This window comes from Paenibacillus sp. FSL R5-0914, assembly GCF_038004525.1.
GTDB lineage: Bacteria > Bacillota > Bacilli > Paenibacillales > Paenibacillaceae > Paenibacillus_AQ.
In genome coordinates this window covers 2,503,808-2,516,177 of record NZ_JBBORH010000001.1, presented here as the reverse complement: position 1 = coordinate 2,516,177, position 12,370 = coordinate 2,503,808, and the positions used below count along the sequence as shown (strand labels likewise).

Genomic DNA, 12,370 nt, shown 5'->3' with positions numbered 1-12,370 from the left:
TATTATACAGACATCACCTGTCTGGCACAAGCATTATTAAATGGCAATTTTATAGGAACTTAAATGGCTCCGTATTCACCTGCGAAGCATGTACAGCTGTATCGTACTTATGCTCCACCAGTTTCCCAGTCATCCACTCTGCTACTTTCTCTTTCATGATCTTCTCTGCATTATGTCCTGGATCAATCAGAGTGATCCCAGCGAGCACGGCATCCTGTGCTGTATGGTAATCAAGATCTCCCGTAACCAACACATCCGCACCGCGGAAAATAGCACTGTTATAATACTTTCCACCCGAACCGCCGAGAACAGCCGCTTTACGAATTGGACGATCCAAATCACCCACAACACGTACATGGTCAACTTTCAGACCTTTTTTTACCGTCTCAACGAATTGCCCAAGTGTGGTAGGCTCTTTGAGCTTTCCAACCCGCCCAAGCCCTAAACTGCGGCCTTTAAGATCCATCGTGTACAAATCATAGGCAACCTCTTCATAAGGATGAGCCTTGAGCATAGCCTGTACCACTTTATTGCGGATACTCTGTGGCACGATTGTCTCAATACGGATCTCCTCAGCACGCTCCAGCTTCCCTTTTTCCCCGATATAAGGATCTGTGCCTTCTCCCGGAATAAAAGTCCCGTATCCCTCGATATTGAAGCTGCAATGACTATAGTTGCCGATTGCCCCTGCTCCTGCATTCAAAATGGCATCCAGTACCTTCTGATGATGATCCTTCGGCACAAACACAACCAGCTTTGACAATTGCTCGGAATGAATGTCTTTAATAGGCACTCCGTTCTCTATACCAAGAGCTTCCGCCATCCAATCGTTCATTCCACCTTCGGTAACATCCAGATTAGTATGACTGATGTATACCGCGATGTCATTTTTAATCAATTTTTCATACATTCGGCCCATTGGAGTGTCTGTTTGAATCCCTTGCAGCGGACGAAAAATAATCGCATGGTGGGCAATGATTAGATTACAGCCGAGACGAATTGCCTCTTCAACGACTTCATCGTTCACATCCAGTGCAACCAGTACATTGGTTATTTCTTTCTGTAAGGAACCTAGTTGCAGACCGACTTTGTCCCAATCTTCAGCTAAATGCTTTGGAGCCAGCTGCTCCATATATTGAATTACTGTTTGTCCTTTGGCAAGCATTGCAGCACCTCCGTAATCTCCTTGATCTGTTCTCGAATTAATTTTCGTTTATTCTCCGCAGATTCGAGTTCTGAACGTGACAATGAAGTAAGAATGCCTTCCAATTTTTGAACCTCTCCCTGCCATTTGGCAAAAAACACTTCATTCGGTGCTTGAATCAGAAAAGGTCCCATCTGTAGCAAGGTCTCCTGACCACGAACCATAGCGGAATCGCCTAACGTTATCTCTCGATATACATTGGCATTTGTAATTCCGGCACCTGCATCCTCTGGTACAGCTGTTAATACTTCATATAACTTGCCGTCTTCTTCCAGAATACTTTCAGCGGTAAGAACCCATTCATTATTTAACAGCCAGCGGCGCAAAATATCCTCGCCCACATTCGGTTGAAGTACCAGTGTTGTAACATCCTTAAGCTTGCCTTGACTCTGACCACGGTCTAAAATCGAGGCAATTAAAGCCCCTCCCATGCCAGCGATCGTGATACAATTAACTTCACCAGGTTCCAGTACCTCAAGGCCATCTCCTCGACGCACCGAGATTATCTTCCCTAATCCGGCCTCTGCAACGCCCTTACAAGCAGCATCAAAGGGACCCGGGTTTACCTCACCTGCTACTGCGAATACAGCCTTACCGCTTTCTACAGCAGCCACAGGAAGCAGAGCATGATCAGAGCCGATGTCTGCCAACCTGCTTCCTTGCGGAATTTGTTCCAGCAATTGCTGAAGTCGATCTGATAATTTCACATTGTTCATGTTGCCACCCACGTTATCCATTTTTTTCGAAACAAGAACAGCAGGGCCAAGCCTACCGCAATTTTTAAAATTAGCATAAACGAAATCCACTGTGGATAATCCTGCCTCAATAAAAGAGCATCGAGTTCCGGCATCATCCATAGTGATACTCCCACTGCAAAAAAAACACTGGCAACGCCTTTAACTTTGTGATGTAATAGCCAGCTCAGCCACACCATCATTACACAGAGTGGAAGCCATAAGAGCTCAAGCTCTAGCATCGAAGCCTCAGGGCGTTTTCCACCGAAGAATCCCGCATATAATAAGGCCCAAAAAGCATAACCGCAATACTGCAGCAAGCCTATACGGAGCACAAATCCCAGAATGCACCATAACAAGCCACAAGCCCCAATCAGAATCGGTCTCCAGAGCTGAGGATCAAGATCATGCAAAGCAATCAGCCATAGCCCAAAACCAAGCGATAACACACTGCCCAGCCCCGCCAGGATAAGACTAATAACATGATTTCGGTTCCTGTAAACCGCTGAGTATCCATAACAAATAATTAATACGGATAGTGCTGTTGCAAGTTGCAAAGGCCAGGGAAAAACGCTAAAATAAAGACTAATCAAGAAAATCAAGGAAATAATTCCAAAACCAAACAGCCAAATTTTGATGTTTCCCTGCTGTAGATTCTTCAGCGAAATCGGATTTCTATCCTTCGCCGCAGCTTCATCATCATACAGGTTGGTTAAGAAGTCGCAATATTGCTCTGGTAGCAATCTGTTGTTTCTCCAATACTGAATCTCTTTTATAATAATTTCGCGTTTTTCCAAATTCACTGGCTCATCCTTCTTTCCAGATACACAGGGTCAGCACTTTTAGGGTCGTAATTCAAATAAAAGAACCTCCTGCTACTGAGCAGCAGAAGGTCCAGTTCATGAAATACTATTCAAGGAAATCCTTAAGCCGTTTACTGCGGCTAGGGTGACGAAGCTTACGCAATGCTTTAGCTTCAATCTGGCGAATCCGTTCGCGGGTAACGCCGAACACTTTGCCCACTTCTTCAAGTGTTCTCGTCCGGCCATCATCTAGGCCAAAACGCAGACGAAGTACATTCTCTTCACGCTCCGTGAGCGTGTCCAGTACATCCTCCAGCTGTTCCTTCAGCAGTTCATAAGCTGCTGCATCCGCAGGAGCCAAGGCTTCCTGATCCTCAATGAAATCTCCCAGATGAGAATCGTCTTCTTCACCGATCGGTGTTTCGAGCGATACTGGCTCTTGGGCAATCTTCATGATTTCTCTAACTTTCTCAACCGTCAGCTCCATCTCAGCCGCAATTTCCTCTGGCGAAGGTTCACGTCCCAGTTCTTGCAGCAATTGACGAGAGACACGAATCAGCTTGTTGATCGTCTCGACCATGTGTACAGGAATACGAATCGTACGTGCCTGATCCGCAATCGCGCGGGTAATGGCCTGACGAATCCACCAAGTTGCATACGTACTAAATTTGAACCCTTTGTTATGGTCAAATTTCTCTACCGCTTTGATCAGACCCATATTACCTTCCTGAATCAAATCAAGGAACAGCATACCGCGTCCAACATAACGTTTAGCAATACTTACTACAAGACGTAGGTTCGCTTCAGCGAGACGACGTTTGGCTTCCTCGTCACCATTCTTAATACGCATAGCAAGCTCTACTTCATCGTCAGCCGACAACAGCGGAACGCGTCCAATTTCTTTTAGATACATACGGACAGGGTCATTAATCTTGATCCCTGGCGGCAGTGACAAATCATCATCAAAGCTGAACTCATCGCCCTCTTTGTCTTCATTGTCCTCATTTGGCCGGAGGCTGTTAACCTCCTCATCGTTCTCGTTTACAACTTCAATCCCCAAATCACTGAGTTGTTCATAGAACTCCTCCATTTGCTCGGGGTCTTGATCAAACGGCGATAATTTCTCCATAATATCTTTGTATAGCAATGATGATCTTTTCTTGCCTTGCTCAATAAGCTGATCCTTAACCTGATCCAAAGTAAATTCTGCTTCCAATTCAGTATGCTGATCGTTCGCCATAATTCGACTCCCTCCTCCCTAGGTACATCCTGTCAACATTTCATTGTCTCTCTAGGGCTATAATCTCACTTGCTATTTGTGCCGCACGCAAAAAGTCACCTGACTTTTCCGCCTGAATCATCTCTTCACGCTTCTGATCCATCTTGCGCTGCAGTGGGTATTTCCGTACTTCACGGATACAATCATCCAGCACCTGCATATTCCAGTCTGGAGGTGTATCCATCATGGAAATTGATGTAGCAGTTTTCTCTAGACGATCATCCTGAAGCGATGATAGAAACCGACTAATGCCGGGTGGTTTGCCTTGCGCGTAATAGGCATATAGATAAGCGGCAATTGCCGCATGATCATCGATGTTGAAATCTTCTCCGAGGCGTTCGCCCACATACGTGGCAGCTTCCGGGTCCTGAATCATAAAGGACAGTAGACGCCGTTCCGCGACATGATAAGCGGGCAGCAAAGTTGGTGTCTGCACTTGCCCTTTTTTATGCCTACCATTATTCCACCTTTTGTCGTTATTATCCCCTTCAGGGATGTTTTTTTGCATCGATGCCCTAAGTAAATTACAATCCTGCTTCAAACTATCATATGAAAGTTCCAGCTCAGAAGCGATTTCCCTTAGGTAAACCTCTCTCTCGGTCGAGGAATGTAACGAAGCAATGACCTCCAAAGCTTCTTTGACGTAGGCAATTTTGCCATCTTCCTCTAGGAGTATATGGTTTTTTTTCAGATATATAAGCTTAAATTTTATGGATGAAACCGCTGAATCAATAACCTGATCCATAAACCTTTCTCCACCATGCATTGAGATGAATTCATCTGGATCGAGCCCGCTTGGCAGTAAGGCGATCTTTACACGCAAGCCACTGCCTTCAAGCATTGGAATGGACTTCATAGCAGCTGCTTGTCCTGCCCGGTCACCGTCATAAGACAGTACAATTTCATCGGCCAGACTCTTCATCAGTGCTACATGACTTTCAGTTAAAGATGTTCCCATTGTTGCTACACCGTTATGCACACCTGCTTCCCAGGCCGAAATGACATCTCCGTATCCTTCAAAGAGGACGATTTGCCGCGTTTTGCGGATGGATGCTTTGGACTGGTGCAAATTGTATAAAATCCGGCTTTTGTTAAACAATCTACTCTCTGGAGAATTAAGATACTTGGGTTGTCCTTCACCAAAAATTCTTCCGGCAAACGCAATCACCTTGCCTGTGCGGTTCGCAATCGGAAAAATAATCCGACCACGGAAACGGTCTATATAGCCTTTACCCTCACCTCGGGCAGACAAGAGTCCACCTTTCTCCATCTCAGCAAGGTCAAAATTCCGTTTCTCCAAAAATTGTAGCAAAGTATCCCAGCGGTCCGGAGCATATCCGATCTGAAACTGGTCAATCATTTTATCGCTGAAGTTCCGGGCTCTTAAATACTCCATTGCGGCTTTGCCGTGTTCCGTATTCTTCAGCAAGTAATGATAAAACTTTGCAGACCATTCATAAGCTTGAATCAACCGATCGCGTTCCGGATCAGGAGGAGACATTAGGCCTCCCTTACCTTCAGGAACGGGAATATCACTTTCTTCAGCCATTATTTTGACGGCTTCGGGGAAGGTTAATCCTTCGATTTCCATCCTAAATTTGATGGCATTTCCACCCATGCCGCAGCCAAAGCAATGAAATACTCCCCGGTCGGGGGTAACTGTAAAGGAAGGGGTTTTCTCCGAATGGAACGGGCAGAGGCCCCATAAATATTTCCCCTGCTTGGACAAATGGACTACCTTACCGACTGTATCGACAATATCATGACGTGCAAGCACGCTTTCGATAACTTCTTCCGGAATATTCCCGTGTCCGCTAGCCACTTCAACCACCTTCAATTCTTAACAAATAAATATAATTCGCTATTGCTCCACATTCTCCTGCAAAAGTATTAAAAGTTTTGTCATTTTATGTTGAAAATATATTTTTTCTTCTGCCGTTATAGGTTTTGGACCCTTAGAATAATGTCCCCGTCTTCGTTCCACGGCCCTGGCATGCCTGCCTTCCAACATAAAATCCATTTTGGAATCGTCATATTCCTGGCCACGAAAAGAAAGAACACTGCAACGTTTCCCGAGCGCAAGTGCTGCGAGACCATAGTCCCCAGTCAATACCACATCTCCAGCAGAAATATGATTGGCAATATATAGATCGGCGCTCTGATCTCCCCGGTCCACCTGCACAACCGTTACACCCTCTTCAGCTTTCAGTGCATGGTCATAAGAAGACACCATCAGTACCGGCACACCAAAGGCGCGGCCAACTTCAGCAATCTCTTTTTTGACCGGACAAGCATCCCCATCCACGACTATAGTTCTAGACCGGGACTTCTTCTCCATGATCATCACCAATTTCCCGTGTAATATATATACGCCCTTACCGCAAGAAATCCTTCTTTCTATGCATAAATACGGAACGGATGTCAAATGACGCATTGGCACCGTTCCGTATATTTATACCCCAAACCAACATTCTATACCATAAGACACAAACTTTTCTTATAGATGTTGTTCAAAAAGCTGTCCTTTGATCAAATGTCGAATCTTGAATTCAGCCGGGAACTCCGGTGCTCAGTCGTTTACCAAACGAGCTTGCCAAAATCAGCAAACGCCTTGGAGTCAGCATCAATACCAGCTAGCAAAGCTAAACGGTTAGCACGTACCTGCTCATCCTCTGCCATAACCATAACGGAATCGAAAAATGCTGTAACAGCATCTTTTAGACCCGAGAGAATACGGAGTGCTTCTTCGGCATTATTCGCGGACATCGCTTCAAGATACGGTGTGTGTAATTCCTGCCATGTATTGTACAGCTTCAGCTCAGCATCTTCTTTAAGTAATGAAGGATCAATCACTTCGCTGGTTGCTTTAGCTGCCAAATTACTGACACGAGTGAGTGAATCTACTGTAATTTTAAAGTCTGCTTGGTCTAACACAGCACCCATAAGCGCACGGCTTCTGCCCACAACATCTACCACGTTGTCAAAGCCAGCTGCTGTAACAGCGTCCACAACATCATAGCGTACATTGTCGGATAAAAGTCGTTTAACACGCAGACCGAAGAACTCGTACAGGTTTATACGTAGTTCATCGTCAGAATGTTTCGAATTCCCTGAATTTTTATGAATTTCAATCGCTGCTTCAAAAATCTCGCGCAGCGTAATCGGCAATTTATGCTCCAGCACGATTTGAACAATCCCTGCAGCCTGGCGACGCAGTGCGTAAGGATCCTGTGAGCCTGTTGGGATAATACCGATAGAGAAGCAACCTACAATCGTATCGATCTTGTCCGCAATGCTGACAACTGAACCGGCATCTGTCGATGGTACTGCATCACCCGCGAACCTTGGTTGATAATGCTCAAATATTGCTTTTGCCACAGTTTCAGGTTCTCCTGCTTTGCGTGCATAATCTTCACCCATGGTGCCTTGAAGTTCTGGGAATTCATAAACCATTTGAGTCACAAGGTCGAATTTGCAAATATCAGCAGTCCGACTTACTTCAGAAAGGGTTATATCAGACAATCCCAACTTTACAGCAAGACGATCGGAGATTTGGCGAATACGACGCACTTTATCTCCAACACTGCCAAGCTCTTCATGGTAGACGATATTCTCCAATTTGGCTAGTGCATCATCAATCTTCATCTTTTGATCTTCTTGATAGAAGAATTTGGCATCTGATAGACGAGCACGGAGTACCTTCTCATTACCCTTAGCAATAACATCCAAAGATACTGCATTCCCGTTACGCACCGTTACGAAGAAAGGTAGAAGTTTGCCCGCTGCATCAAATACCGGGAAATACCGCTGATGCTCACGCATCGAAGTAATCAGTACATCCTGTGGAATGTTCAAGAAAGATGGGTCGAAGGTTCCGAACAACACGGTTGGTGTTTCAACTAGGAACAGTACTTCCTCCAAAAGATCCTCTTTGATCGCAATCGTCCAGCTTTTTTCTTCAGCCAATTGATTGATTTGTTTCAGGATCAATTCTTCCCGTTCCTTCACGTCTACAAGGACATGCTGCGCACGCATGATCTCAACATATTGTGCAGGCTCCGAAATTACAGTCTCTGTACCCAGAAAACGATGTCCACGGCTCATATTACCCGCTTTTACATCCGTAATTTCCAAATCAATAATATCTTTCCCGAAAAGAGCAACTAACCAGCGGATCGGACGCACGAATTTAAAATCATAAGCTCCCCAACGCATATTTTTAGGAAAAGTCATCGCATTTACGATCCCTAAAAGACCTTCAGAAAGCAACGAAGCTGTCTCTACCCCAGCACTATTTCTAGTAGCATAGATATACTCAACTCCAGCAAGCTCTTTGAACGTAAATTGCTCCGGAGATACACCCTGACTGCGGGCAAACCCTAAAGCAGCTTTGCTCCAGTCCCCGTTTGCATCCAGTGCGATTTTGCGTGATGGTCCTTTGACTTCTTCGCTGATATCCTCTTGCTTCTCAGCCGCATCCTTAACAAAAACAGCGAGACGACGTGGCGTTGCATAAGCAGTAACTCCAGCATGGGTAATCCGTGCAGAATCCAACCACTTGGATGTTCTATCTTGCAGCTGTTCCATCGCAGCGCGGATAAAACGTGCAGGAATTTCCTCCAGACCGATCTCAAACAGGATATCTTTAGACACGGTCAGCACCTTCTTTCTTCAGCAGCGGGAAGCCAAGCTTCTCGCGTTCCTCAAGATATGTTGCCGCTACAGAGCGGGCAAGATTACGCACTCGGGTAATAAATCCAGTCCGTTCAGTAACACTGATGGCTCCACGTGCATCCAGCAGATTAAAGCTATGTGAGCATTTCAACACGTAATCATAGGCAGGGAACACAAGATGCTGCTCCATCGCTCTACGCGCTTCTTCTTCGTACATGTTGAACAGTGAAAATAGCATTTTTACATCAGATACTTCAAAGGTGTAAGTAGAATGTTCAAACTCCGGTTGATGAAAAACATCACCATAAGTCATGCCGCTAACCCATTCAAGATCAAATACATTTTCTTTATCTTGAATGTAGGATGCTAGCCGCTCCATTCCGTAAGTAATTTCTACGGCAACTGGATTGGCCTCAATTCCACCGACCTGTTGGAAGTACGTAAACTGAGTGATTTCCATACCATCTAGCCATACTTCCCATCCTAGACCTGCACAACCCAGTGAAGGGTTCTCCCAGTTATCCTCAACAAAACGGATATCATGCAAGAGCGGATCAATGCCGAGTGCTTTCAAGCTATCCAAGTAAATCTCTTGAATGTTATCAGGCGATGGTTTGATAATGACTTGAAATTGATGATGCTGATACAGACGGTTCGGATTCTCCCCATAACGTCCATCGGATGGGCGACGTGAAGGCTCTACGTACGCAACTCTCCATGGTTCAGGACCTAGTGAGCGTAAAAATGTCATAGGGTTCATCGTACCGGCACCTTTTTCAGTGTCATAAGGCTGTACGATAATACAGTTCTGTTCAGCCCAGAACTGCTGCAGCGTCAAAATCATCTGCTGAAAGTTCATAATACCGTCTCCTTCGCTTTACAAGTTTTTTAGTTCATCTTGCTTAAAACTTCTTACCATGGAGGCGGCATTTTTCGCTCCTGACAGCAACAAAAAACCCCCGCCCCCATGCCTGATTAACAGACATAGGGACGAGAGCTTAACTTATTCTCCCGCGGTTCCACCCTACTTGATTCCAACCCTTGATTCAGCAATATCACTTGCTAAAGACAAGAACGAAATCCACTTTCATTCGCCGTATCCGTACTCCCGGGTGCCATGTTCATGAACATTGTCCCGCCAGGCTCTCACTACCCCCAGCTCGCTGAATCGCGACAATATCGCTCATTACTTTCCCGATCAATGCACGTTCTCCCGAAGTGGAGCAAAACGGCGATAATCTTATAATTAAACTGTTCCTATAGTAACGGAAAAATCAGATTTCGTCAAATCTTGTACTTGTCGAGCTGATCCAGGAAATTCTGTGATTTTAGCTTTAATCCAAGCTGCACATCCATAAGGGCACGCATAATTTTTTTTAGCTCATCACGGCTGCTTTCTTTGACATCCACATTCCCTAATCTAGTTAGATCAAGTCTGGCGAATAAGCGTAGTAATTTCAACGCACGAGCAGAGACCTCCATTGCTGGAGGATCATTATGTTTACAGCTGCGGCAGAGTGCTCCACCAAGGCGAGGGCTTATCAGCAGTTGTTCATCAGGCTTTTCAGCTCCACATATCACACAGGTGTCGAACTCTGGACCATAACCGGCTGCTTGCAAAATCTTCATTTCATAAACATTTATGATAACTCCAGGTTCCTTATCTTCTTCAAGTGCGTTCAAGCAGGCCGTAAGCTGGCGAAACCAGAAGCTCCCCGTCTCCTCATCATGCAGGACTTTATCAAGCAGTTCACAAGCGTATGATGCATATGCTGCTTTAATCAAATCCTCACGCAGAGGGTGGTGAGACTTCGTGATCTCGCCGGAATTCAGCGTTCCAAGACCTCCGTTATTTCTAAAAAAAACAAATTCCCCGACGGTGAACAGCTGGATCAGGGCAGCATGGCGGCTCTTAACCTTCTTAGCACCTCGTACCAGAACTCCTACTTTCCCGGCGTTCTCGGTGCAAAGCGTAATAATTGCGTTCCCCTCGCCGTAGTCCATGCTGCGGATGACGATCCCTTCCACCCTGTGTAGCATGCCTCTTCCCCCAACCATTCGGCAAGCAACCAGTCCTTATTGCGCTTCTTCATCACAGACCTTCTCTTCTTCCACTAGCTGTAATCCACTGTCTTCAAGTGGATAGCCAGCTTCCTTGTATAGCAGGTAAGCATCGACGTCTCCTGTCATTGCAAAATACTTCCACGAAAAGTTTCGCATTCGTATTCATCCTTTCTTGGGAAAGACGATGTCTCTTCAAGAATTAGGATGTGCGATGAGCCAGGTTCTATCCTTGCAATTCCTGCCAAACGAGGAATGACGGATAAAGATCTTAAAGGTCTTTATGGAAGCCCAAATCCCGCAGAACGCGGTCCTGATTACGCCAGTCTTTTTTCACTTTTACCCATAGCTCCAGAAAAATCTTCGAACCCAAAAGGTTCTCAATGTCAGTCCGAGCACGTCTGCCAACCTCTTTCAGCAGCGCACCTTGCTTACCGATAATGATCCCCTTCTGAGAATCACGTTCAACAAAAATAACGGCAGACACATGCACAACACCATTCGGCTCAACCCTCATATCTTCGATAGCCACAGCAATGGAATGCGGTACTTCTTCGCGCGTCAAATGCAGAATCTTCTCACGAATTAGTTCTGCGCACACAAATTGCTCAGGGTGATCCGTAATTTGATCTTCTGGGTAGTATTGCGGACCTTCTGGTAAATACTTAGCGACTTGCTCTAATAGCGTGTTAACATTGCTACCCATCTTGGCAGAAATTGGAATGATTTCAGCAAAGTTATGCAGCTTGTTATACTGAGCCATAAGTGGGAGCAATGCTTCCGGCTCTATTTTATCGATCTTGTTGAGTACAAGAATAACTGGCGTCTTAAGTCCGTTTAATTGCTCAGCAATGTATCGGTCTCCACCGCCCAAACCATCTGCAGCATCCACAAGGAACAGCACAGCCTCAACTTCACCCAGCGTGCTCATTGCAGTTTGGTTCATGTAGTCGCCTAGCTTGGACTGTCTTTTATGAATACCTGGTGTGTCCAGGAACACGATTTGCGAATTATTTGTTGTATAGACCCCATGGATTTTGTTTCTAGTGGTCTGTGGCTTATCCGACATGATTGCAATCTTCTGTCCAATAACCTGGTTCATGAGTGTCGATTTGCCTACGTTCGGTCTGCCGATAATTGCGACAAAGCCTGATTTGAATTTCATATTATCTTCCTTCCATACTTTCCTTCTAGTTCAATCTTTTTCAATCATTCAATCTTTTTTAAAGCTTTTTCGATCCCCCTAAATCCCCCTTAGCCAAGGGGGACCCCAAGGGCCCCGGCCCTCTGGACACCCGGAAATAGGCGTACCTGCAACGTTCGGCGGGATTAGAAACGGTCGTGCATGAGCGCTTTCGTCCCCTATCGGGGACACGCTTCACTGTCGCTTATTCACACGGTTCGCATTAAGCTCACCATGGATAAAGATTACTGAGATGATTGGCTTTAGGCTGTGTTACAAGTAACCTTACGTAATTAGAATCGCTGGCGGCGTTGCCGCGGCGCTTACCTCGTAATGTTACTCTAACAACACATAATTTGCACGATTTTAGCCTAACTTGATTGTTAGCGCACACTTTTAATTGTATTTTGTACAACTAATTTGAGTTTGAGT

Annotated in this window: 11 protein-coding genes; all 11 read right to left on the bottom strand. The window is 45.4% G+C overall.

The genetic code is table 11. From position 1 onward, the window contains the following. Positions 1 to 49: 49 nt before the first annotated feature. The 11 genes from MKX60_RS11000 to era all read right to left on the bottom strand — a co-directional run bounded on the left by MKX60_RS11000 (position 50) and on the right by era (position 11,920). Entirely contained in the window at positions 50 to 1,165 is a 1,116-nt protein-coding gene (locus MKX60_RS11000) for a Nif3-like dinuclear metal center hexameric protein (protein ID WP_341059774.1), read from the bottom strand. Further along, positions 1,141 to 1,911 (bottom strand): tRNA (adenine(22)-N(1))-methyltransferase, encoded by a 771-nt coding sequence (locus tag MKX60_RS10995; protein WP_339271763.1) that lies wholly within the window; start codon positions 1,909 to 1,911, stop codon positions 1,141 to 1,143. Before MKX60_RS10995 ends, MKX60_RS11000 begins: the two co-directional genes overlap by 25 nt. Before the next feature lie 5 nt (positions 1,912 to 1,916). Beyond that, positions 1,917 to 2,741 carry a hypothetical protein gene (locus MKX60_RS10990; RefSeq protein WP_076284781.1) on the bottom strand — a complete coding sequence of 275 codons (825 nt, stop codon included), beginning with the start codon at positions 2,739 to 2,741 and terminating at the stop codon, positions 1,917 to 1,919. A gap of 106 nt (positions 2,742 to 2,847) precedes the next feature. Then, positions 2,848 to 3,981: an RNA polymerase sigma factor RpoD gene (gene rpoD / locus MKX60_RS10985; protein WP_042130309.1), complete on the bottom strand. Its 1,134-nt coding sequence runs from the start codon at positions 3,979 to 3,981 to the stop codon at positions 2,848 to 2,850. A 40-nt stretch (positions 3,982 to 4,021) separates the two neighbouring features. Next, positions 4,022 to 5,842 (bottom strand): DNA primase, encoded by a 1,821-nt coding sequence (gene dnaG / locus MKX60_RS10980; protein WP_042190927.1) that lies wholly within the window; start codon positions 5,840 to 5,842, stop codon positions 4,022 to 4,024. A gap of 39 nt (positions 5,843 to 5,881) precedes the next feature. Continuing rightward, positions 5,882 to 6,358 (bottom strand): YaiI/YqxD family protein, encoded by a 477-nt coding sequence (locus tag MKX60_RS10975; RefSeq protein ID WP_042194373.1) that lies wholly within the window; start codon positions 6,356 to 6,358, stop codon positions 5,882 to 5,884. Positions 6,359 to 6,597: 239 nt separating this feature from the next. After that, positions 6,598 to 8,673, bottom strand: a complete 2,076-nt coding sequence (gene glyS / locus MKX60_RS10970; protein ID WP_341059772.1) for a glycine--tRNA ligase subunit beta — start codon at positions 8,671 to 8,673, stop codon at positions 6,598 to 6,600. After that, on the bottom strand, positions 8,666 to 9,553 hold the full coding sequence (gene glyQ, locus MKX60_RS10965) for a glycine--tRNA ligase subunit alpha (RefSeq protein ID WP_042130314.1): 888 nt from the start codon (positions 9,551 to 9,553) through the stop codon (positions 8,666 to 8,668). The genes glyS and glyQ overlap by 8 nt, the downstream gene beginning before the upstream one ends. 425 nt (positions 9,554 to 9,978) lie before the next feature. Continuing rightward, the gene (gene recO / locus MKX60_RS10960; RefSeq protein ID WP_341059770.1) at positions 9,979 to 10,734 is read right to left on the bottom strand and encodes a DNA repair protein RecO; all 756 of its coding nucleotides are present in this window, start codon (positions 10,732 to 10,734) and stop codon (positions 9,979 to 9,981) included. A 36-nt stretch (positions 10,735 to 10,770) separates the two neighbouring features. After that, entirely contained in the window at positions 10,771 to 10,914 is a 144-nt protein-coding gene (locus MKX60_RS10955) for a YqzL family protein (RefSeq protein ID WP_076117313.1), read from the bottom strand. Between the two features lie 112 nt (positions 10,915 to 11,026). Next, positions 11,027 to 11,920 (bottom strand): GTPase Era, encoded by an 894-nt coding sequence (gene era, locus MKX60_RS10950; protein WP_042190933.1) that lies wholly within the window; start codon positions 11,918 to 11,920, stop codon positions 11,027 to 11,029. Between the last annotated feature and the right edge of the window lie 450 nt (positions 11,921 to 12,370).